General features: G+C 72.1%; 28 protein-coding genes. 16 read left to right on the forward strand and 12 right to left on the reverse strand.

Features of this window, described 5'->3' with window-relative positions; all coding sequences use genetic code 11:
* Positions 1–78: 78 nt before the first annotated feature.
* The 4 genes from ACWED2_RS36290 to ACWED2_RS36305 are packed head-to-tail and all read right to left on the reverse strand — an operon-like array spanning position 79 to position 3,201.
* The gene (locus tag ACWED2_RS36290; RefSeq protein WP_091311270.1) at positions 79–351 is read right to left on the reverse strand and encodes a DUF6295 family protein; all 273 of its coding nucleotides are present in this window, start codon (positions 349–351) and stop codon (positions 79–81) included.
* An 11-nt stretch (positions 352–362) separates the two neighbouring features.
* Complete coding sequence (locus ACWED2_RS36295) at positions 363–1,103, reverse strand: dienelactone hydrolase family protein (RefSeq protein ID WP_449695044.1); 741 nt, start codon at positions 1,101–1,103, stop codon at positions 363–365.
* Positions 1,100–2,770, reverse strand: a complete 1,671-nt coding sequence (locus ACWED2_RS36300) for an MFS transporter (protein ID WP_449695045.1) — start codon at positions 2,768–2,770, stop codon at positions 1,100–1,102. The genes ACWED2_RS36295 and ACWED2_RS36300 overlap by 4 nt, the downstream gene beginning before the upstream one ends.
* Entirely contained in the window at positions 2,767–3,201 is a 435-nt protein-coding gene (locus ACWED2_RS36305; protein WP_449695046.1) for a MarR family winged helix-turn-helix transcriptional regulator, read from the reverse strand. Before ACWED2_RS36305 ends, ACWED2_RS36300 begins: the two co-directional genes overlap by 4 nt.
* A gap of 142 nt (positions 3,202–3,343) precedes the next feature.
* On the opposite strand from ACWED2_RS36305, the gene ACWED2_RS36310 reads away from it, so the two are divergent.
* Positions 3,344–3,640: a hypothetical protein gene (locus tag ACWED2_RS36310; RefSeq protein ID WP_449695047.1), complete on the forward strand. Its 297-nt coding sequence runs from the start codon at positions 3,344–3,346 to the stop codon at positions 3,638–3,640.
* Between the two features lie 39 nt (positions 3,641–3,679).
* On the opposite strand, the gene ACWED2_RS36315 is transcribed toward ACWED2_RS36310, so the two are convergent.
* From ACWED2_RS36315 to mrf, 4 genes are read right to left on the reverse strand one after another with little or no spacing between them, the layout of a single operon-like run.
* On the reverse strand, positions 3,680–4,741 hold the full coding sequence (locus ACWED2_RS36315) for a GTP-binding protein (RefSeq protein WP_449695048.1): 1,062 nt from the start codon (positions 4,739–4,741) through the stop codon (positions 3,680–3,682).
* Entirely contained in the window at positions 4,738–4,890 is a 153-nt protein-coding gene (gene rpmF / locus ACWED2_RS36320) for a 50S ribosomal protein L32 (protein ID WP_449695049.1), read from the reverse strand. The genes ACWED2_RS36315 and rpmF overlap by 4 nt, the downstream gene beginning before the upstream one ends.
* The gene (locus tag ACWED2_RS36325) at positions 4,890–5,144 is read right to left on the reverse strand and encodes a type B 50S ribosomal protein L31 (RefSeq protein WP_436386055.1); all 255 of its coding nucleotides are present in this window, start codon (positions 5,142–5,144) and stop codon (positions 4,890–4,892) included. The genes rpmF and ACWED2_RS36325 overlap by 1 nt, the downstream gene beginning before the upstream one ends.
* The gene (mrf, locus tag ACWED2_RS36330; RefSeq protein WP_449695050.1) at positions 5,141–6,385 is read right to left on the reverse strand and encodes a ribosome hibernation factor-recruiting GTPase MRF; all 1,245 of its coding nucleotides are present in this window, start codon (positions 6,383–6,385) and stop codon (positions 5,141–5,143) included. The genes ACWED2_RS36325 and mrf overlap by 4 nt, the downstream gene beginning before the upstream one ends.
* A gap of 79 nt (positions 6,386–6,464) precedes the next feature.
* Here mrf and rpmB point away from each other — a divergent pair, with 79 nt between their 5' ends.
* The 7 genes from rpmB to cobA all read left to right on the forward strand — a co-directional run bounded on the left by rpmB (position 6,465) and on the right by cobA (position 11,711).
* On the forward strand, positions 6,465–6,701 hold the full coding sequence (gene rpmB, locus ACWED2_RS36335) for a 50S ribosomal protein L28 (RefSeq protein ID WP_003091680.1): 237 nt from the start codon (positions 6,465–6,467) through the stop codon (positions 6,699–6,701).
* Positions 6,701–6,868, forward strand: coding sequence for a 50S ribosomal protein L33 (gene rpmG / locus ACWED2_RS36340; protein WP_003091682.1), 168 nt, complete (start codon positions 6,701–6,703; stop codon positions 6,866–6,868). The genes rpmB and rpmG overlap by 1 nt, the downstream gene beginning before the upstream one ends.
* A complete protein-coding gene (gene rpsN, locus ACWED2_RS36345; protein WP_449695051.1) occupies positions 6,868–7,173 on the forward strand; it encodes a 30S ribosomal protein S14 in 306 nt (101 codons plus the stop codon). Before rpmG ends, rpsN begins: the two co-directional genes overlap by 1 nt.
* Positions 7,170–7,424 carry a 30S ribosomal protein S18 gene (rpsR, locus tag ACWED2_RS36350; RefSeq protein ID WP_449695052.1) on the forward strand — a complete coding sequence of 85 codons (255 nt, stop codon included), beginning with the start codon at positions 7,170–7,172 and terminating at the stop codon, positions 7,422–7,424. The genes rpsN and rpsR overlap by 4 nt, the downstream gene beginning before the upstream one ends.
* An 89-nt stretch (positions 7,425–7,513) precedes the next feature.
* Positions 7,514–8,575, forward strand: coding sequence for an AAA family ATPase (locus tag ACWED2_RS36355; RefSeq protein ID WP_449695053.1), 1,062 nt, complete (start codon positions 7,514–7,516; stop codon positions 8,573–8,575).
* On the forward strand, positions 8,572–10,443 hold the full coding sequence (locus ACWED2_RS36360; RefSeq protein WP_449695054.1) for a vWA domain-containing protein: 1,872 nt from the start codon (positions 8,572–8,574) through the stop codon (positions 10,441–10,443). Before ACWED2_RS36355 ends, ACWED2_RS36360 begins: the two co-directional genes overlap by 4 nt.
* Positions 10,444–10,490: 47 nt before the next feature.
* Positions 10,491–11,711 carry a uroporphyrinogen-III C-methyltransferase gene (gene cobA / locus ACWED2_RS36365; protein ID WP_449695055.1) on the forward strand — a complete coding sequence of 407 codons (1,221 nt, stop codon included), beginning with the start codon at positions 10,491–10,493 and terminating at the stop codon, positions 11,709–11,711.
* A 127-nt stretch (positions 11,712–11,838) separates the two neighbouring features.
* Here cobA and ACWED2_RS36370 read toward each other — a convergent pair whose 3' ends face one another.
* Together ACWED2_RS36370 and ACWED2_RS36375 are read right to left on the reverse strand one after the other, a co-directional pair.
* Positions 11,839–12,348, reverse strand: coding sequence for a hypothetical protein (locus tag ACWED2_RS36370; RefSeq protein ID WP_449695056.1), 510 nt, complete (start codon positions 12,346–12,348; stop codon positions 11,839–11,841).
* Between the two features lies 1 nt (position 12,349).
* A complete protein-coding gene (locus tag ACWED2_RS36375; protein WP_449695057.1) occupies positions 12,350–13,225 on the reverse strand; it encodes an alpha/beta fold hydrolase in 876 nt (291 codons plus the stop codon).
* 137 nt (positions 13,226–13,362) lie between these two features.
* On the opposite strand from ACWED2_RS36375, the gene ACWED2_RS36380 reads away from it, so the two are divergent.
* Positions 13,363–14,205, forward strand: a complete 843-nt coding sequence (locus tag ACWED2_RS36380) for a crotonase/enoyl-CoA hydratase family protein (RefSeq protein WP_449695058.1) — start codon at positions 13,363–13,365, stop codon at positions 14,203–14,205.
* A gap of 8 nt (positions 14,206–14,213) precedes the next feature.
* Entirely contained in the window at positions 14,214–15,908 is a 1,695-nt protein-coding gene (locus ACWED2_RS36385) for an AMP-binding protein (protein ID WP_449695059.1), read from the forward strand.
* Positions 15,909–15,917: 9 nt separating this feature from the next.
* On the opposite strand, the gene ACWED2_RS36390 is transcribed toward ACWED2_RS36385, so the two are convergent.
* Positions 15,918–16,310, reverse strand: coding sequence for a hypothetical protein (locus tag ACWED2_RS36390; protein WP_449695060.1), 393 nt, complete (start codon positions 16,308–16,310; stop codon positions 15,918–15,920).
* A 33-nt stretch (positions 16,311–16,343) separates the two neighbouring features.
* Positions 16,344–16,847 carry a hypothetical protein gene (locus tag ACWED2_RS36395; RefSeq protein WP_449695061.1) on the reverse strand — a complete coding sequence of 168 codons (504 nt, stop codon included), beginning with the start codon at positions 16,845–16,847 and terminating at the stop codon, positions 16,344–16,346.
* Between the two features lie 285 nt (positions 16,848–17,132).
* Between ACWED2_RS36395 and ACWED2_RS36400 the strand changes: the two genes are divergently transcribed.
* From ACWED2_RS36400 to ACWED2_RS36425, 6 genes are all read left to right on the forward strand, one after another.
* Positions 17,133–17,342 (forward strand): hypothetical protein, encoded by a 210-nt coding sequence (locus tag ACWED2_RS36400; protein WP_360266696.1) that lies wholly within the window; start codon positions 17,133–17,135, stop codon positions 17,340–17,342.
* A 563-nt stretch (positions 17,343–17,905) separates the two neighbouring features.
* Entirely contained in the window at positions 17,906–18,529 is a 624-nt protein-coding gene (locus tag ACWED2_RS36405) for a CDP-alcohol phosphatidyltransferase family protein (RefSeq protein WP_449695062.1), read from the forward strand.
* A gap of 89 nt (positions 18,530–18,618) precedes the next feature.
* Positions 18,619–19,005 (forward strand): glycine cleavage system protein GcvH, encoded by a 387-nt coding sequence (gene gcvH / locus ACWED2_RS36410; RefSeq protein ID WP_013226819.1) that lies wholly within the window; start codon positions 18,619–18,621, stop codon positions 19,003–19,005.
* A 114-nt stretch (positions 19,006–19,119) separates the two neighbouring features.
* On the forward strand, positions 19,120–19,584 hold the full coding sequence (garA, locus tag ACWED2_RS36415) for a glycogen accumulation regulator GarA (RefSeq protein WP_004559567.1): 465 nt from the start codon (positions 19,120–19,122) through the stop codon (positions 19,582–19,584).
* The gene (ftsR, locus tag ACWED2_RS36420; RefSeq protein ID WP_449695063.1) at positions 19,581–20,327 is read left to right on the forward strand and encodes a transcriptional regulator FtsR; all 747 of its coding nucleotides are present in this window, start codon (positions 19,581–19,583) and stop codon (positions 20,325–20,327) included. The genes garA and ftsR overlap by 4 nt, the downstream gene beginning before the upstream one ends.
* Before the next feature lie 216 nt (positions 20,328–20,543).
* Positions 20,544–21,017 carry a bifunctional nuclease family protein gene (locus ACWED2_RS36425; protein ID WP_004559569.1) on the forward strand — a complete coding sequence of 158 codons (474 nt, stop codon included), beginning with the start codon at positions 20,544–20,546 and terminating at the stop codon, positions 21,015–21,017.
* Positions 21,018–21,054 lie beyond the last annotated feature (37 nt).

The raw sequence follows: 21,054 nt of genomic DNA on the forward strand, positions 1-21,054 counted from the left end.
TGGTGTTTTGGGGGCGGCCCTCCACCCCCTGGGTGTGTTTACTAGGTGTCTCTAACCCGAATTACCACTCACGACCGCTTACTGGTTTCGCGAAGCCAGCCCGGCGGGCGCGGACTTGACGGCGGCGTGGATCGCGTCCGCCAGGGCGAGCGCGTCCTCCTCGGTCAGTTCGAGCGCGACGCGCGCGGACGCGCCCAGTGCCGGGTTCCGGAAGTCGATGTTCACCGTGTGCGCGTACGGCGCGTGCACCGGGTGGTCGACGTACACGGTGCCTTCGGTGAGCCGGAACCAGCCGCGGGCGCCCTTGCCGCTGCCTTCGAGCGCGAACTTCTCCGTCAGGTAAGTGCACATGGCGAGTCCTCTCAGGCGGTGAGCGTGCGGGCGTAGAAGTCGAGGATGCGTTCCCAGCCGTCCTTGGCGGCTTCGGGGCGGTAGCTCGGGCGGTCGACGGCGAAGAACGCGTGGCCGGCGTCGGCGTAGGTGTGGAACTCGTGTTCCTTGCCGTGCTTCTCCAGCTCCGCCGCCAGCACGGCCACCTCGTCCGGCCCGGGGAACTGGTCGTCGGCGCCGAAGATGCCGAGCAGCGGGCAGGACAGCTGCGGGGCCAGGCCGAGCAGCGGCTTCATCTGCTTCATGGTTTCCGGCGGATCGTTGACGACGAACGCGCCGTAGCAGTCCACCGCCGCGTCGAGGTCCAGGGAACAGGCCGACAGGAACGCGTGCCGCCCGCCCGAGCAGTGCCCGATGACGCCGACGCGGCCGTTCGCGTTCTCCAGCGCGCGCAGGTAGTCCGCCGCGCCCGAGACGTCACCCACCAGGCGGTCGTCGGGGACGCCGCCCGCCGCGCGGACCGTCGCCGCCGCGTCGTCCGGGTCCGCGCCCGGTGCTTCGCGCGTGTACAGGTTGGGGCAGAGCGCGTTGTAGCCCTCGACGGCGAAGCGGCGGACCATTTCCTTGGTCGCCGCGTCGTAGCCGGGCAGGTGGTGGATCACCACGACGCCGCCGCGCGGGGTCGCGTCGGTGGGTTTGGCCAGGTAGGCCTCGAGCTCGTCCCCGCCGTGGCCGGAGATGGTGACCGTCCCGGCGACGATCTCGTCCTTCATCGGTTCTCCTTCACTTCTTCGGGGGTGTGGAGGTAGCGCGCGCCGCGCGAAGCGGACGCGATCGCGGCGACGACGGCCATCGCCGCGGCCGCGGTGAACACGACCACCAGGCCGTGGTGGAACGGTGCGGACACCAGCTGCGGGAAGAACGAACCGCCGGTGAGCGTGGCCCGGTCGGCCGGCGCCAGCCCGGCCAGCACGTCCGGGCCGAGCAGGTGCCCGACCGGGTTGCTGCCGAGGAACGCGGCGAACAGCGTGCTGACCGGCGGGAGCTGCGCGACGCCGTCGGCCACCGGTGCCGGGACGCCGTGGGCCTGCAGGCCGCCGGTCAAGGCCTGCGGCAGCGACGTGGCCAGCCCGGCGATCATCAGCGAGAAGAACACGCCGATCGACAGCGACGTCCCGGAGTTCTGGAAGGTCGCCCGCATGCCGGAGGCGACGCCGCGCTGCTCGGTCGGCACGCTGCTCATGATCGCCGAGGTGTTGGGCGCGGCGAACATGCCCTGGCCGATGCCGCTCAGCACGAGCAGGGCGGCGAACGCCGGGTACGGGAAGTCCACCGGCAGCGTCAGCAGCCCGAGGAACGCGGCCGCGACCAGGAGCAGGCCGCCGGTGGCCAGCGGCCGGGCCCCGAACCGGTCGGACAGGTACCCGGACACCGGCCCGGCGATGAGGAACCCGACGGTCAGCGGCAGCAGGTGGATGCCCGCCCACAAGGGCGTCTGCTCGTAGTCGTAGCCGTGCAGGGGCAGCCAGATGCCCTGCAGCCAGATGATGAGCATGAACTGCATGCCACCACGCGCGACCGAAGTCAGCAACGCGGCGATGTTGCCGGCGGCGAACGCCCGGATCCTGAACAGGCCGAGCTGGAACATCGGCGTGGCGACCCGGGTCTCGATCACGCCGAACAGCACGAGCAGCAGCACGCCGGCGCCGATCCCGCCGAGCACCCAGGGGTTGCCCCAGCCGGTGGCCGCGCCGCCGTACGGCTGGATGCCGTAGGTGATCGCGGCGAGGACCAGCGCGGTCCCGGCGGCGAAGGTGACGTTGCCGCCCCAGTCGACCTTCGCGCGCCGCGGCGTGCCGACCTCGCGGAGGCTGCGGATCGACCAGATCGTGCCGAGCAGGCCGAACGGGACGCTCACCCAGAACACCGCGCGCCAGTCGATCTCGGCCAGCAGCCCGCCGACGACCAGGCCGAGGAACTGCCCGGCCAGCGCGGTGATCTGGTTGACGCCCAGCGCCATCCCGCGCTGCCGCGCCGGGAAGGCGTCGGTGAGGATGGCCGCGGAGTTCGCCGTCAGCATCGACCCGCCGACGGCCTGGACGACCCGCCAGCCGATCAGCCAGAGCGCGCCGCCGGCGGCGTGGAACGGGTCGAACGAGAGGGCGACCGACGCGGCGCTGAACACGACGAAGCCGAGGTTGTACATCTTGACCCGGCCGAACATGTCGCCGAGCCGCCCGAGCGTCACCACCAGCACGGCCTGCACCAGCAGGTAGCCGAGGATCATCCAGAGCAGGTAACCGATGTTGCCGGGGGCGAGCGGGTCGAGCCCGATGCCGCGGAAGATGGCCGGCAGCGAGATGATGACGATCGAGCCGTCGAGCGCGGACATCAGCACGCCGAGCGTGGTGTTCGACAGCGCGACCCACTTGTAGCTCACAGCTCGTCCGCCAGCCGCTCGATCAGCGGGATGGCCGCGATCAGCTCGCGCCGCTCGGCTTCGGTGAACTTCCCGGCCAGCGCATCGGCCATCAGCTGCGTCGTCTGCGAGCGCCGGTCGGTGAGCAGCTCGACCCCGGCTTCGGTGACCGACATCAGCACCTTGCGGCCGTCGGAGTCGTCCTTGCGCCGCTCGACGAGCCCGCGCTCGACCAGCCCGGCCAGCGTCACGCCCATGGCCTGCGGTTTGACGCGCTCGAGGGCGGCCAGGCAGCCCGGGGTGGCCGGGCCGTCGCGGTCGAGCCGGGACAGCACCGAGCGTTCGGGCAGGGTCGGTTCCCCGGCGACGTAGCCCTGGCGCAGCCGCCGGACCAGCCGGCCGAGCGCGACGCGCAGGTCGGCGCTCGCCTGGAGGAGCTCCTCGTCCGTCACGATCGTCAACCTAGACTGATAAACCTGGATTGATCAACTCGGACGGGGGTGCCGCTATCGGGTGAGCCGGGAGCTTTCGCCCGTACCGGTGCGGGGTCCCGGTGTTAGCGTCCGAAGTGGACACGCCGGGAAGGGGCAGCCGATGACCATGCCGCACGTCGTGCACGCCGGCCACGACCACGTCCACCGCGAGGGCTGCGGCCATGCGGCGGTCCCGCACGGCGACCACGTCGACTACGTGCACGAGGGGCACCTGCACCGCGCCCACGACGGCCACTTCGACGAGTGCGAGATCGCCGGTCACGTGCCGCACACGGGCCACGACCACACCCACGGCGACGGTTGCGGCCACGTGGCGGTGCCGCACGGCGAGCACGTCGACTACCTGCACGACGGCCACCGCCACGCCGTCCACGAGGACCACTACGACGACCACTGACCGGCCGTGGGCGGGAGCACCCGCCGCACGACCGGTCGCCTACGCGAGATGCACGTGAACCTGCTCCCACTCCGGGAAGGGGTCCGGCCCGGTCGCGTCGCCGAGGCAGCCCCGCAGCGCTTCGAGGAGTGCCTCCCCGGCGAGGTCGACACCGATGAACACCAGCTCCTGCCGGGGCGACTCCGCCACGCCCTGAGGCTCGAAGCGGGCCACCGTGCCCGCCTGCGACCACAGCCCGGTCACCCCGGGCCGGGACGCCAGCGCGAAGAAGCCCTTGGAGCGCAGCACCGTCCCGAATTCGCCGGAATCCAGCCGCCGGGCGACGAAATCCCACAGCCGGGCCGGGTCGAACGGCCGCGAAGCGCGGAACACGACACTGGAGATGCCGTACTCCTCGGTCTCCGGGACGTGGTCGCCGTTCAGCTCGGCCACCCAGCCCGGCGCCTCCTGAGCCCGCGCAGCGTCGTACCGGCCGGTCCCGAAGACCCGTTCCAGCGGCACCTTCCCGAAGCTACCCGTGACGACGTCGGCGGCCGGGTTGAGCCGCCGCAGCGTCGCCACGAGCCGCTCGACCTCGGCGGGAGGGGCCAGGTCCGTCTTGTTCAGCAGCAGGACGTCGGCGAACTCGATCTGGTCCACCAGCAGGTCGCTGACCGTCCGCTCGTCGTCTTCGTACTGGTCGAGCCGGCGCTCCACCAGTGAGTCGCCGGCCGCCAGCTCGCGGGCGAAGTTCGCCGCGTCCACCACGGTCACCATCGTGTCGAGGTGGGCGACGGCGTCCAGGAACGTGAACGTCGCCGCCACCGGCATCGGCTCGGAGATGCCGCTCGACTCGATGAGCACGTGGTCGAAGCGGTCCTCCGCGCACAGCGCCGCGACTTCCTCCAGGAGGTCCTCCCGCAGGGTGCAGCAGATGCACCCGTTGGTCAGCTCTACCAGGCGCTCCTGCGAGCGGACCAGCGCGGCGTCGATGTTGACCTCGCTCATGTCGTTGACGACCACCGCGACCCGCAGGCCCGCCCGGTTGGCGAGGATGTGGTTGAGCAGCGTCGTCTTGCCCGCGCCGAGGAAGCCGGACAGCACCGTGACGGGAACGCTCACTGCGCGTGGAAGTGCTTGATCAGCCGCCGGGGGACCAGCTGGACCTTGCCGTCCACCTTGATCGGCACCAGGTCGGGCACGGCCGCCTTCCACCGCGACCGCCGGGAGCGGGTGTTGCTGCGGGACATCCGGCGCTTGGGGACGGCCATCAGCGGGTGCCTCGCTTCCCGTAGCGGCGGTGGAACTTCTCGACCTGGCCGGCGCTGTCCATGATCCGCTGGGTGCCGGTCCAGAACGGGTGCGACCACGAGCTGATGTCGACCATGACCAGCGGGTAGGTCCGGCCGTCGGACCACTCGATCGTCTTGTCGGAGGTGATGGTGGAACGGGTGAGGAAGGCGTCGCCGGTGGACGAGTCCTTGAACACCACGGGGTGGTAGTCGGGGTGGATTCCGGTCTTCATCGGTCTTCCTTTCGGTTTGCCGCGGAGTGCCGCGCCGGGTCGGGTTCGGTGTCCTCGCACGGCTCCTCGTGCCAGTCGCCGAACGGGTCGGGGTAGTGCGCCCACGCTTCGGTTCCGGCCGCGAGTTCCTCGTCGGTCAGTAGAGCGCCGCGCAGGGCCGCGTCGATCTCGTCGGGCGTTGTCTGGTCCGTCACGATGACGAGTTCCTGCGCGCGGTCGCCGTGCACCGGGTCCCAGCGCAGGGACGCCAGCGTGCGGCGCTCAGGGGAGACGTCCGTCCACTCCGGACCGTCCGGCGACGCGAGCCACGGCCCGGCGTGACCCAGGCCCAGCCCGCCGCCCGCCGACTCGATCCAGAACGCGACGTCGGGCTGGCTGGCCACCCACGCGCGCCCGCGGGTGCGGACGACGCCGTCGAGCAGCACGTCGAGCGCGTCGTGCAGGCGCGCGGGGTGGAATGGCCGCCGCGCGGTGAAGGTGAGCAGGGCGATGCCGCAGTCGTCGTGCAACGGCGGCTCGCCGCGCAGTAACGCGCCGTGCATGTCGGTGACCTCGCCGCGCCGGGCATCCTTCGGCACCGCGTCGAGCACGCTGTGACCGTCGGTCCGGGCCAGCTCCACCCGCGGGATCGACGGCGCCACCCGGTCGAGCACCGCGGACGCCTTCGCGGCGCTCCAGGCGTCGGTGGCCGCGCCGGCCAGCACCAGGACGTCGGCGAACTCCACCTGGGAGAGCGCGACCTGGGCCACCGTCCGCTCGTCCTCGGGGCTGCCCTGCAGGTTGCGGTCGGCCAGCTCGTCGTCGCCGGTCGCGTCGGCGAGCCAGGTCGCGCAGTCGACGACGGTGAACACGGCCCGCACGTCGACGTCGTCGCTCACCGGGTGCTCGCCGACCAGGACGTTCCGGACCGCCCAGCTCACCGGCTCGGGCTCCATGGCCTCGTCGAGCCGGACGACGATCCGGGTCACGTCCGGGCGCCGGGCCAGCCGCCGCAGCAGCGGCAGGAGGTCCTCCCGCAGGGTGCAGGACACGCAGCCGTGCGCCAGCTCGAGCACGGTGAGGTCGTCGCGCTCGCCGAGCTTCAGCCGGCGGCGGACGACGCCGGAGTGGATCTCGCGCAGGTCGTGGTGGACGACGGCGGTGCCGGGCTCGGCCACGCGCAGCAGCTCGGCGAGCGTGGCGTTCGGCCCGGCGGCCAGACCGCTCACCAGGACGAGCGGGACGCGGGGGTGGTGGGTCACAGGGGCTCCAGGAATGCGGACGGGGTGCGGTGCGCTACAGTAACTGAAAACGAAAACCACTATCAACTCGGGAGGGCCCTTGTCCGCCGTGTGCCAGGTCACCGGCCGCAAGCCGGGCTACGGCAAGCAGGTCTCGCACTCCCACCGCCGCACCTCGCGGCGCTGGGAACCGAACCTGCAGAACCGTCGCTACTTCGTGCCCAGTGAGGGCCGCTGGGTGCGGCTGCGCGTGTCCGCCAAGGGCATGAAGACGATCGACAAGCGCGGCATCGAGGCCGTCGTCGCCGAGCTGAAGGCGAAGGGGGTGAAGCTGTAATGGCGAAGAGCACCGACGTCCGGCCGATCATCAAGCTGCGGTCCACCGCGGGCACCGGCTACACGTACGTCACCAAGAAGAACCGCCGCAACGACCCGGACCGGATGGTCCTGCGCAAGTACGACCCGGTCGCGCGCAAGCACGTCGAGTTCAAGGAAGAGCGCTGATGGCCAAGAAGTCGAAGATCGCGAAGAACGAGCAGCGGAAGGTGATCGCCGCCCGGTTCGTCGAACGCCGTCGCGCGCTCAAGGCCGTCATCGCCTCGCCGGCGTCGTCCTCGGCGGAGAAGGCGGACGCGGTCGTCGCGCTGCAGAAGCTGCCGCGCGACGCGAGCCCGACGCGGATCCGCAACCGGGACGTCGCGGACGGCCGTCCCCGCGGCTACCTGCGCAAGTTCGGGTTGTCGCGGGTGAAGATGCGGCAGGCGGCGCACAACGGTGAGCTGCCCGGCGTCGCGAAGTCGAGCTGGTGAGCCGGATGCCGAAACCGAACCGCAACCGTCCCGCCAAGCGCAAGGTGAACCTGTTGCACGCCAACAAGATCACCCACGTCGACTGGAAGGACGCCGACCTGCTGCGGAAGTTCATCTCCGACCGCGGCAAGATCCGGGCCCGCCGGGTCACCGGATTGACACCGCAGCAACAGAAACAGGTCGCCACGGCGATCAAGAACGCGCGCGAGATGGCGTTGTTGCCCTACCCCTCCGCGGGCCGCGCGCAGTAATTCGGGTGCGCGAAGCCGGGCGGCGCGCGACCATGGGCGGACGAAAGGGGGCGTCGCACGGGATGTCCTGACACACAGGAGGTCCACGCTTGCACGCCCAGCTCACGGTCACGCCCGCCCGGCTGCCCGAGCTCCTGCTCACCACCGCCGTCGTGCGGCCGGTGTTCCTCTGGGGCGCGCCCGGGATCGGGAAGTCCTCGCTGGTGCGCGACTTCGCGGCGTCGCTGGGTCTCGACTGCGTTTCGCTGCTGGGCACCCAGCTCGCGCCCGAAGACCTGATCGGCGTCCCGCAGATCACGGACGGCCGCAGCCGGTTCTGCCCGCCCGAGCAGATCGCCCGCGACGAGCCGTACTGCCTGTTCCTCGACGAGCTGAACGCCGCCGCGCCCGACGTCCAGAAGGCGTTCTACTCGCTCATCCTCGACCGCCGCATCGGCTCCTACGAGCTGCCGCCCGGCTCGGTCGTGATCGGCGCCGGCAACCGCGCCACCGACCAGGCCCTGGCCCGGCCGATGGCCTCGGCCCTGGTCAACCGCCTGGTGCACGTCCACCTGCGGGCCGCGCCGGGCGACTGGCTCGCCTGGGCCGCCGGGAACGGCATCCACCCGTGGGTGATCGAGTACCTGACCCAGCGCCCGGACCACCTGTGGAGCCCGCCGCCGAAGACCGAGGAGCCGTTCTCGACGCCGCGGTCCTGGCACATGCTCTCGGATCTCCTGCACTCCGCGGGCGACCCGGCCGACGACGAGACGGTCGCGCTGCTGGCGTACGCGACCCTCACCCCGGCGCACGCGGGCGCCTTCCGCGCATACCTCAAGGTCGCCCGGCACGCCTTCGACCTCGAGGCGATCCTCAAGGGCGACGCGCGCTGGCCCGCCGAACCGGCCGACCGCGACCTACTGTACTTCCTCGCCGAGACGTTCCGCGCGCGGCTGGTCAAGGACCTGCCCGCGGACAAGCGGCACGCGTCGGCGGCCGTGCGCCAGTTCGCCTTCCGCGCCAAGAGCCTGCTCGTCGAGCTGGCCGAAATCTCGCTGGAGATGGCGCAGCTGGTCATCGCCGACGACGAAGCCGGGAACCCGCGGCTGCCGTCGTGGTTCCTGGTCGAAGCCGCCCGCGACCTGCCGCGGCTGGTGGCCGCGCGCGCATGAGCAACGCCCGCGCGGAAGCCAAGCGCCGCGAGCGCCGGAACAAGGCGATCGAAGACGGCTGGGCCGCGGTGCGCGCCAACACCGTCCTGGACCACCTCGCTCGCGGTGCGAGCCTCAGCACGGAGAGCGCCGGCAGTGGCTGGGCCGTGGTCACCGACCGCGGGGTGATCAGGCCGAACCGGGCCCGGGACGCCGGGGCGGGCGAGTGGGCCTGGGTGTTCGCGCACCTGCTGCTGCACCTCGGCCTCGGCCACCTCGACGAGGACCGGCTCACCGAGGCCGAGGCGGTCACGCCGGGCCGGGCCGTCGACCCGGTCTACGCCGCCGCGTGCTGCGTCGCCGTGCACCGGTTCGCCGAGGCCGTCCACGTCGGAACGCCGGTGCTGGACCTGCCCGAACTCCCCGGCACCGACGAGTTCGCCCTGACCCGCGCCTGGCGGGAGACGGGCGTTCCGGCGCCCTTCGCCGACCTGGGCACCGGCCGCCCGTGCCTGGCGCTCGGCGAGCCGATGTCCCGCTGGCAGCTGCAGTACCACGGGAAGCCGACGCCCTGGACCGAACGGTTCGCCCGCGGGCTGATCGCTTCGGCCACCGAAGCGATGGAACGCGCCGCCGACGCGCGTGGCCGGACCCGCCATCGGCGGGCACTGGGGGAGTGGGACCGGGCCCTGTCGTGGTTCGTGTCGTCGTTCCCGCTGCTCGGCGCGGTGGCCGCCGGGTTCACCCTGGTCGTCGACGCCGAGGTGGTCCGCGCCTGGGACATCGCCCTGGCGGCGGTCGATGCCGAGCACGGCGAGATCTACGTCAACCCGAGCGCGGCGCTGACCGCCGAGGAGTGGCGGTTCGTGCTGGCCCACGAGATGCTGCACGCGGCGCTGCGGCACGACCGCCGCGCCCTGGGCCGCGACCCGTACCTGTGGAACGTGGCCTGCGACTACGTGATCAACGGCTGGCTCGTCTCGATGGGCGTCGGCGAGCTGCCCCACGGCAGCCTCCACGACCAGCAGCTCACCGGGATGTCGGCCGAGTCGGTGTACGACACGCTGACGACGGACATCCGCCGCGCCCGCAAGCTGGTGACCCTGGGCTCGCGCGAGGCCGGGGACGTGCTGGGCGACTGGCTGTCCGAACCGGAGGCGGTGCGGCGGCGTTCGTCCCGGCGGGCCGCGCGGCCGGCGCCGTGGGACGACCGCACCCGGGGTGTCGACCTCGACGAGTTCTACCGCCGGGCGCTCACCCAGGGGCTCGAGTACCACCACGCCCAGGGCCGCGGGTTGCTGCCGGCCGGGCTGGAACAGGAGATCCGGGCCCTGGACCACCCGCCGCTGCCCTGGGACGCGCAACTGGCCCGCTGGTTCGACGAGCACGTCCGGGTGGAGCTGCCGGTGCGCAGCTACGCGCGGGCGTCGCGCCGCCAGTCGTCGACCCCGGACATCCCGCGCCCGGGCCGCGTCCGCCCGGAACGCCTCGATCGGCGCGTCACCTTCGGCGTGGTGCTGGACACCTCCGGGTCGATGAACGCGGAGCTGCTCGGCAAGGCGCTGGGCGCGATCGCGTCGTACGCGCTGGCCCGGGACGTCCCGGCGGCGCGCGTGGTGTTCTGCGACGCCGTCGCCTACGACGCCGGCTACCTCGCGGTGGAGGACATCGCGGGCCGGGTCAAGGTGCGGGGGCGCGGCGGGACGACCCTGCAGCCCGGCGTCGACCTGCTGCAGCGGGCGGCCGACTTCCCGGCCGACGGGCCGATCCTGATCATCACCGACGCCTGGTGCGACCACGTGCGCCCGCGCCGCGAGCACGCGTACCTGGTGCCGCGGGGCGCGCGGCTGCCGTTCGTGGCGCGCGGGCCGGTGTTCCGGGTGGCGTGACCCACGCTGGGCTGGCGCCGGGGTGAACCGCCAATAAACTCCCGCCCATGGACGACCCGCACTACCTCTCCGGCCTCCAGCTGACCGGCCGCCGCGTCGTGATGATCGGCGGCGGCACGGTCGCGCAACGCAGGCTGCCCCGGCTGATCAGCGCGGGGGCCCGCGTCGAACTGGTGTCGCCGCACACGACACCGTCCGTGCAGGGGATGGTGGACGCGGGCGAGCTCGTCTGGCACGAACGCCGCTACGAGCCCGGTGACCTGCGCGCTGCCTGGTACGCGCTGGCCTGCACGAACGACCCTGCGGTGAACGCCGCCGTCTGCGAGGAGGCCGAGCGGGAGCGGGTGTTCTGCGTCCGCGCCGACGAGGGCGAGTCGGGTTCGGCGGTGACGCCGGCGTCGGGGCGGCACGGCGGCCTGCTGTTCGGCGTGCTCTCCGGCGGCGAGCCGCTGCGTTCGGCGGCGGTCCGCGACTCGATGCTCGACGGCCTGCACAACGGCACGATCGAGGACGGCCGGCGCCCGCACCCCGAGGGCACGCTGCCCGGGGTGGCGCTGGTCGGCGGCGGCCCGGGCGACCCGGAGCTGATCACGGTCCGCGGCCGTCGCCTGCTCGCGCGCGCGGACGTCGTCGTGGCGGACCGGCTGGCGCCCCGGGAGCTGCTCGACGAGCTCGCGCCCGAGGTGGAGGTCGTCGACGCGGCGAAGATCCCGTACGGCCGCGCGGCCAGCCAGGACGTCATCAACAGCACGCTGATCGAGCGCGCCAAGGAGGGCAAGTTCGTCGTCCGCCTCAAGGGCGGCGACCCGTACCTGTTCGGCCGCGGCTTCGAGGAGGTGCTGGCCTGCGCCGAGGCGGGCGTCCCGGTCACGATGGTCCCGGGCATCACGAGCGCGTTCGCGGTGCCGGCGGTGGCGGACGTCCCGGTCACCCATCGCGGCGTGGCGCACGAGGTGGTGGTGGTCTCCGGCCACGTCGCCCCCGGCGACGACCGCTCCCTGGTCGACTGGGAGCTCCTGGCCAGGATGCGCGGCACGATCGTGCTGATGATGGGCGTCGAGCGGCTCCCGCAGTTCGCGAAGGCGTTGTTGGACGGCGGCCGCCCGGCCGACACCCCGGTGGCGATCATCGAGGACGGCACCATGCGCACCCAGCGCTCCCTGAGGTCCACTTTGGACACGGTGGTCACCGACGCGGCCGCCTCCGGAGTCCGCCCACCGGCAGTGATCGTGATCGGCCCGGTCGCCGGCCTCGCTCCCGTGTCCTAAGGGGAATCTCGCGTGATCCGGCGGGCATCACACGTGATCAGCGGGGCATCATCGTGATGCCCCTCCAGTCACGCGAGATGCCCGCTCAGTCACGCGTGATACCCCTTGAAGCACGTGTGATGCCCGCTCAAGCACGGCGGGCGGCGGCGAGGATGGCGTCGGCGACCTCGGGCAACGGGCGGGTGGCGTCGATGATCGTGGCGCCGGGGTGGCGGTAGGCGTTGTCGGCGAGGGCCGCGGCCAGCTCCTCCGGGTGCTTGCCGAACGAGTTGGTGGTGCGGGTCAGGAGCCGGTGGCGGAGGGTGTCTTCGTCGATCACCAGGCTGATCACCAGGTCGAAGAGATCCGCCACGTCGGCGGAGTTCTCGGGGCAGCCGCAGAAGAACGCGATCCGGCCCGACGCCCGGGCCGCCAGGGCCTCGACCTTCGCCCGGTCGATCCGCCACCCGAAGCGGTCGAGCCAGCCCGGCGGCACCGGATCCGGGGGATCGGTGACCACCTGGCCGGTCGTCCGGTCGGCCCAGTGGTGGTAACCCTCGTTGTCCGCGTCGACCGCGAGTTCGCCCCGGTCCTTCAGGACCGCGCAGACCGCCGACTTGCCGGACCCCGCGTTGCCCGTCACCCACACCAGGGGCATGTCAGTTCTCGTAGCAGCTCGCGGCGAAATCCCGGATCGCGTCCGACAGCCTCGTCGGGTCGAACCGGAGCTCGACCGGGCTGCGGGCCTGGACGAACTCCGCGTCCGGCATGTCGACCGCCAGGGTGTCCGCGTCGCCGAACGGGTGGATCGGGTCACCCTGGTGGCCGATCACCAGCGCGCGCGTCGTGATCTTGCGGCGCACCGACTTCGGCGGCGCGATCCGGCCGAACAGCACCCCGTGCAGCAGGGCCGCCATCGGGGCCGGGCGCTGGGACAGCGTGTCCGTGACGACGTCGACCCACTGGTTGCCGTGCGGGACCACCGACGCCGCCAGCGCCACGGCCTGCACCGTGAACGGCAGGAACCGGGCCGCCATCAGCAGTGGCGCGAAGGTGACGAGCCCGGCGACGATCGCGTTGTCCAGCACCGGCATCTCGACGATCAGCCCCCGCGCCCGCGAAGGCGCCTGCACCGCCACTTCGAGCGAGACGTTCGCGCCCAGTGACGTCCCGCCGATCACGGCGGAGTCCACCTCGAGGTGGTCCAGCAGGGCCAGCGTCTGCCCGGCGAACGAGGGCATCGAGTACAGCCACGACTCGGTCGGCCGGTCGGAGTCGCCGTGGCCGAGCAGGTCGAGGGTGATCACGCGGAAGCCCGCGCGGGCCAGCCGCCGCGCGAGCGGCGCGTGCATCCGGCGGGTCAGCATGATGCCGTGGGTGAGGACGACGACCTTGTCGCCGCTGCCGAACTCGGTGTACCAGAGCCGGTGCCCCTCGTGGTCGAACGAGCCGGTCAGCTCGATCGGGCGGGAGGCCCGCCGGACCGGGGCGGGCGGGGGACCGGACTCGATCGCGGTCGCGCTGGCCGGGCTCATGTCCCACCGTCCTCCCCGGGTCGTGGTGTGAGTCTCTTTCAGGAAAGCATCCTCCGACCAGGTTGGCACAGTGACAGAGGGGGCAATTGACAAGGTGCCAATGGCGGGTCGCCGCGGGCATGGGTCAAGATGACCCCATGACCGCTACTGCTGACAGTCTGCCCGACCTGGTGTCCCTCAAGGTCGACGTCGACGGCCCTGTGGCCGAAGTGACGCTCCTCGGCCCGTCGAAGGGCAACGCGATGGGCCCGGACTTCTGGCGCGAGCTGCCCCTGGTGTTCCGCGCGCTGGACACCGACCCTCGGGTCAGGGCCGTGGTGCTGACCGGCAGCGGCAAGCACTTCTCCTACGGCCTCGACCTGCCCGCGATGATGGGCGACTGGGCGCCGATGCTGGGCGGCGACAGCCTGGCGGGCCCGCGCACGGCGTTCCTCGACCAGGTCCGGTCGCTGCAGGCGGCGGTCAGCTCGATCGCGGAATGCCGCAAACCGGTCGTCGCGGCCGTCTCCGGCTGGTGCATCGGCGGCGGGGTCGACGTCGTCGCGGCCGCGGACGTCCGCCTGGCCAGCGCGGACGCCAAGTTCAGCGTCCGCGAGGTGCGCGTCGCGATCGTCGCCGACCTCGGCAGCCTGCAGCGGCTCGCCTCGATCATCGGCGAAGGGCACCTGCGGGAGCTCGCCCTGACCGGCAAGGACGTCGACGCCGCCCGCGCGGAGAAGATCGGCCTGGTCAACGACGTCTACCCGGACCAGGACACCCTGCTGAAAGCCGCCCGCGAACTCGCCGGGGAGATCGCTGCGAACCCGCCGCTGGTGGTGCAGGGTACGAAGCAGGTACTGGCGGCGAACACCGAGCGCCAGGTCGCCGACGGTCTCCGGTACGTCGCGGCGTGGAACTCGGCGTTCCTGCCCAGCAAGGACCTCGGCGAGGCGGTCCAGGCGTTCATGGAGCGCCGCCCGCCCGAGTTCAAGGGCGAATAGGAGGCACCGTGAACGTCCACCACGCGTTCCGCGTCGCGCGGGACTACCTGCAGACCCACCGCGAGGACTACGACACGGCGTACCGCGACTTCGCCTGGCCGGAGTTCGACGAGTTCAACTGGGCGATCGACTGGTTCGACGTCGTGGCGCACGACCCGGACAACGCCGGGCGGTACGCGCTGTGGATCGTCGAGGAAGACGGCAGTGAGAACCGCTGGACCTACCCTGAGATGTCCGGCCGGTCCAACCAGGTCGCGAACTGGCTGCGCGCGCTCGGCGTCCGCCGCGGCGACCGGCTGATCCTCATGCTGGGCAACCAGGGTGAGCTGTGGGAGACGATCCTCGCCGCGATCAAGCTCGGCGCGGTGATCATCCCGGCCTCGACGCTGCTCGGCCCGGCCGACCTGACCGACCGCGTGGAGCGCGGCGCGGCCAAGCACGTCGTCGTCCGCTCGGCCGACGCGCCGAAGTTCGACGGCATCGAGGGCGGCTACACCCGGATCGCCGTGGGCGAGCCGGTCGAGGGCTGGCACCCGTACTCGGCCGCGTTCGCCGAGTCGCCGGAGTTCACCCCGGACGGCCCGACGAAGGCCGCCGACCCGCTGCTGCTCTACTTCACCTCCGGCACGACAGCGAAGCCGAAGCTGGTGCAGCACACGCACGTCTCGTACCCGGTGGGGCACCTGTCCACGATGTACTGGATCGGGCTGCAGCCCGGCGACGTCCACCTGAACATCTCCTCGCCGGGCTGGGCGAAGCACGCCTGGAGCAACTTCTTCGCCCCGTGGAACGCCGAGGCGACGGTGTTCCTCTACAACTACAGCCGGTTCGACGCGGGCGCGCTGATGGCGCAGATGGACCGGTGCGGGGTGACCAGCTTCTGCGCCCCGCCGACGGTGTGGCGGATGCTCATCCAGGCCGACCTGACGGCCCTGCGCACCCCGCCGCGCAAGGTGGTGGGGGCAGGCGAGCCGCTCAACCCCGAGGTGATCGACCAGGTCGAGAAGGCGTGGGGCGTCACCATCCGCGACGGCTTCGGCCAGACCGAAAGCAGCGTCCAGATCGCCAACACGCCCGGGCAGGACGTCGTGCCCGGCTCGATGGGCCGCCCGCTGCCCGGCTTCGTGGTGGCGCTGGTCGACCCGGTCAGCGGCGAGCGTGCGTCGGAGGGCGAGATCTGCCTGGACCTCGCGCACCGCCCGGTGGGCCTGATGACCGGCTACGCGGACGACGACGAGCGCACGTCGGCGGCCTTCGCCGGCGGCTTCTACCACACCGGTGACGTCGGTTCGATCGACGAGCGCGGCTACATCACCTACGTCGGGCGCACCGACGACGTGTTCAAGGCGTCGGACTACCGGATCTCGCCGTTCGAGCTGGAGAGCGTCCTCATCGAGCACGAAGCCGTGGCGGAAGCGGCGGTCGTCCCGGCCCCCGACCCGATCCGGCTCGCGGTGCCCAAGGCGTACGTCGTGCTGACGGCGGGCTTCTCGCCGGACGCGGAGACCGCGCGGTCGATCCTCGCCTACTGCCGCGAGCACCTGGCGCCGTACAAGCGGATCCGGCGGCTGGAGTTCGCGGAGCTGCCCAAGACGATCTCGGGCAAGATCCGCCGCGTCGAGTTGCGGGGCCGCGAGAGCGACCCGGCTCGGGGAGCGGGGACCGAGTACCGCGAGGAGGACTTCCCGGACCTCAAGTCCTGACGGACGCGGTCAGCGGCGGGTGCCCTCGACCTGGCGGCCGTCCTCGGTCGAGCACGCCGTCACGGGGTCGTTCGGGCCGCTGCCGCACGTCCACTCGTCGAGGACCACCGGGCCGGGGCCGTCCGCGGAGGCGGCGTCCGCCGGGGTCAGCTTCGCGAAGTAGTCCTTCAGCAGCTTCGTCGCCGCTGCGCAGTCCACCTTGCCGTGGGCCACGACGGCCGTCTTCGCGCCGCCGGTGCCCGCGACTTCGCCGCAGGGCACGCCCGGGGCCGTCGACTCCGCCGCCGCCACCGCGGCCGGGACGGTGGTGGACGGCGCCGCGGGCGCCGGAGTACCGCCGCCACAGCCGGCCAGTGCGGCGGACGCGGCGACGAGCAGCAAGGGGGAGGCGAGTGTCTTCATGGGCCCTTCAGGAGCGCGCGGGATCGGAACGGTCTACTCGGACGGCACGACGGCGGCGAAGACTGTCTGCTCGCCCTTGGTGCAGGTGGTGCCGCCCTGGGCGGCGGGCGGCCCGGACGTGCACAGCCAGCCGTCGACGGTCTCGTTCACCGCGTCGTTCGAGCCGGCGCCCTGGCGCCCGGCGATCTTGCGGTGGAAGTCGCCGACCAGCTTCGTCGCCGAGACGCAGCTGACCCCGGTGGAGCCGCTGTCGAAGACGTAGAGCGTCAGCCCGCTGGCGGCGGTGACGGTGCCGCACGACCCGGGCACCGACGGCGGCGGCCCGGACGGCTTGGTCACCGGCGCCGGCGCAGGCTCGCTGCCGCCGGGGGTCGGAGGCGGCGGCGGGGTGCCGGTCGGCGTCGTCGCCGAGGCCGGGGCGGTCGAAGACGGCGGGGCCGGGGGAGCCTGCGCGGCGGGGTCGCCGGAGCAGGCGGCCAGCGCGGACAGGGCGAGGCAGGCCACGAGCCACGTCCTCGTGGTGGTCGGGTGGGGCACCGCGATCCTTCCTCGCCGGGTCGTCCTGGTCCTGCGGGCGACGTGCCCACGGGTGTGCCGGAGATTACAACAGCGGGCCGCCGGCCCGGTCCGGTGGCTGCCGAAATGGTGTCCACAATGGACGATTAACATTCCGTTCACGCTCCGAAACCTCCCGCTGTCATCAAGAATCGATCGGTCTAATTCGCGCCGCGACGGTTAACAAACCGGCCGCGCGCGCCGAAGATCTTGGTGGAGGCCGACGAGCTTCCCGTCCCCGACACCCGCACCGAATCCGTGAGAGCGATGAACGCCGACGCTGTGACCAGTACCGAAGACCCGTCCAGTCCGCCGACCGTCCCGAGCACCGTGGTCTGGTGCGGCGGGCGCCCGTACGTCCTCGAGGGACGGGCGGGCCGCGCCCGCTGGATGGGCACCGACTACCGCGGCCGCCCCGAGTCGCTGAGCAGCGCCGAGCTGCAGCGACGCGGGTGGAGCCACCGCCGCGCGAGCTGACGTGCGCGACGAGCCGGGCCGTGAGGGCGGCCCGGCCTTCGCCGCCGGCCTGCGGGGGAGTGCCTCGAGGCACCCGGGCAGGCCGGCCGGCGCGAGGTTGCCTTGCGGCGGGGTGTGGCCAGGATCCGTGATCCGGCGGCCGGGGCAGCCTCGCGCCACCCGGGCGCAGGTGGCCGCTCCGGCAGCCGGCGCGACCCGGAGGCGCGTGACCCCTGACCTGCGCAATCCGACTCTCGCGAGCGCGACTTACGCCATCCCGGCTCGCGCACTCCGACCCGGCCAGCCGGTTCGTCGGCGGGGGTCTTCTCGCGGCTGGGCATGGCCGTGATCTGCGGTCCGGAGCCCGAGCCGGCGCCGCGCCACCCGGACGCAGCGGCCCCGGCAGGCGCCGGCCGCGACCCCGCCGCCCCGACCCGCGCCACCTCAGCCCTGGCCGAGCCCGCCCGCGGCCGCGAGGTCGTCTCGCGGCGAGCCGTGGCCACGATCCACGCTCCGGCCGCCACCACCTCGGCCCGCGCCGCACCACCGGGCGGGCCGGCGCCGCTCCGCTGTTTAATGGCCCCGTGAGCACAGCCGCCCCCGAACCCGCCGCTCAGGCGGGTCCCGCCGCCGAGCCGTCGCTGCTGCGGCAGGCCCTGAACGTCCCCAACATCCTGTCGCTGCTGCGGCTGGCCGGCGTGCCCGTCTTCCTCTGGCTGCTGCTCGGCCCCGAAGAGGACGGCTGGGCGCTCGCCCTGCTCGTCTTCAGCGCACTGACCGACTGGCTCGACGGCAAGCTCGCCCGCTGGCTCAACCAGATGTCCCGGCTCGGGCAGCTGCTCGACCCCGCCGCCGACCGGCTCTACATCCTCGCCACCCTCGTCGCCTTCCTCGTCCGCGGCATCATCCCGTGGTGGGTCGTCGTCCCGCTCGTGCTGCGGGAGGCCGTGCTCGGCGTCTGCGTGGTCACCCTCCGGCGGCGCGGCTTCGCGCCGCCCGAGGTCACCTACCTCGGGAAGGGGGCCACCTTCGTCCTGATGTACGCCTTCCCGTTCCTGCTGCTCGCGCAGGGCGGCTCGGACGTCGCCGCGGTCGCTCGGCCGATCGGGTACGCCTTCACCATCTGGGGCGCCGTCCTCTACGTCTGGTCCGGTGTCCTCTACGTCGTCCAGGCCCGCAACGCGCTGCGAGGCGATACCACTCAGTGAGCTTTCGCCGGGTCGTGGCGGGCGGCTGCGCCGTGTGGGTGTAAGACTTCGCCCAACACTTCCAGTGAGGGCATGAAAGGGGACCGGCGGTGTCCGCTCCTGAAGAGCTTCGCTACACCGAGGAACACGAGTGGGTCGCCACCCGCGGCGAGGACACCCTCGTGCGCGTCGGCATCACCGAGTACGCGCAGGACCAGCTCGGCGACGTCGTCTTCGTCGACCTGCCCGACGTCGGCAGGCAGGTGAGCGCGGGCGACGTCTTCGGCGAGGTCGAGTCGACCAAGAGCGTCTCCGAGCTGTTCGCGCCGGTCGACGGGGAGGTCGTGGCCGTCAACGACGCCGTCGCCGACTCGCCGGAACTCATCAACAGCGACCCCTACGGCGAGGGCTGGCTGATCGAGATCCGGCTCGACGACCCGGCGGGCCTGGAAGCCCTGCTCGAAGCCGAGGCGTACGACGCGCTGACCAAGGGCTGAAGCCCGCTCCGCCGGTTCGGGGAGCCGGGGCTCGGAGAATCGATCAGGCACGGTACGTTGGCAGCTACACGTTCTTGAGTACTGGCAACACAGCATGTGTGGAGGAGAGCTCAGGTGAGCACGAACGACGGGCCCGGCGGCGTTCCCCCGGAGCAGTCTCCGGAGCGGACCTCTGTCTTCCGGGCCGACTTCCTGGCCGAAGCCGAAGGTCGCGAGCCCGCCCCGGAAGCCCCGGTCCAGGGTGTCGACGCGCTGCCCCCGGGTTCGGCGCTGCTGGTCGTGAAGCGCGGGCCGAACGCGGGTTCGCGGTTCCTGCTCGACCGCGACACCACCAGCGCCGGGCGGCACCCGGACAGCGACATCTTCCTCGACGACGTCACGGTCTCCCGCCGGCACGCCGAGTTCCGGCGTGAGGGTGGCGAGTTCGTCGTCATCGACGTCGGCAGCCTCAACGGTACCTACGTCAACCGCGAGCCGGTCGACCAGGCCGTGCTCGCCGGCGGCGACGAGGTGCAGATCGGGAAGTTCCGCCTGGTCTTCCTGACCGGCCCGGGGCACGGGGGCCAGGGGGCGCAGTGACGGCGGCCGGACGGCCACAGAACCACGGACTGAGCATCGGGGCGGTACTCGCGCAGCTGCGCGGGGACTTCCCCGATGTCACCATCTCCAAGATCCGGTTCCTGGAAGCGGAAGGCCTGGTGCAGCCGGGCCGCACGCCTTCGGGCTACCGGCAGTTCGCCGCGGCGGACGTGGAGCGACTGAGGTTCGTCCTGGCCGCCCAGCGGGATCACTACCTCCCGTTGAAGGTCATCAAGGAGCAGCTGGACGCGGCGGACTCGGGTGCCGGGCCCGCCGCGGCCCTGCCCCGCCCGCCGCGCCGGCTGGTGCCGATCGACGCACCGGCGGAGAACGTCGGCCTGCCCGTGGCGGACGACTTCAGCCCGGGCAAGGAACTGCGCCTGACCCAGGAGGAGCTCCTGGAGCAGGCCGGCATCGACGCGCCGGCCCTGGCCGAGCTGCAGCAGTACGGCCTGGTCCGGCCCGGTCCCGCCGGGTTCTTCGACCCGGACGCGGTGCTGGTCGCGCGCACGGTGAAGGCGATGACCGAATTCGGGATCGAACCGAGACACCTGCGTGCTTTCCGCGCCGCGGCCGACCGCGAGGTCGGCCTGCTGGAGCAGATCGTGACGCCGGTGTACCGGCACCGCGACCCGGAGGCCAAGTCCCGGGCCGACGAGGTGGTGCGGGAGCTCGCGGCACTGTCCGTGACCCTGCACACGCTCCTCGTCAAGGCCGGAATCCGCGGCGTCGCCGGGTGTTGATCGATAACGGGGCAGTGAGATCCTCTTTGCGGTCCCATGTCAATGACTGAATGTTCGGCACCGCATGCCGTACCGTGAAGGCACGGGTTTGCGGCAGGCGAACCGAGAGAGTCCGGACAGCGAGCACAGCGCACGGATGACGGGTAGCGTCGGGAGTATGGGCGTGAAGCCGGTTCAGCGCTGCAGCCCGTGCGCACGAGAGGGAGGCGAAGCCCGATGAGCGAAATGCGCGTCGTCGGTGTGCGGGTCGAGCTGCCCGCGAATCAGCCGATCTTGTTGCTGCGGGAGACCGAGGGCGAACGGTACCTGCCGATCTGGATCGGCTCGGTCGAAGCCACCGCCATCGCCTTGGAGCAGCAGGGGGTCCGCCCCGCCCGCCCGCTCACGCATGACCTGCTGAAAGAGGTCATCGGAGCGCTCGGCCGGGAGCTCGAACAGGTCGTCATCACCGACCTGAAGGAGGGCACGTTCTTCGCGGAGCTCGTGTTCGACGGCGACATCCGGGTGTCCGCCCGGCCGAGCGACTCGGTCGCGCTGGCCCTGCGGATCGGGGTCCCCATCCACGCCGTGGATTCGGTGCTGGAGGAGGCGGGCCTCATCATCCCGGACGAGCAGGAAGACGAGGTCGAGAAGTTCCGCGAGTTCCTCGACTCCGTGTCGCCCGAAGACTTCCGCGGTGCCGATACGTGAGACCTTGCGTTGACGTGGACGTCAACGTCTAGCGTCG

The organism is Amycolatopsis sp. NPDC005003, from assembly GCF_053600695.1.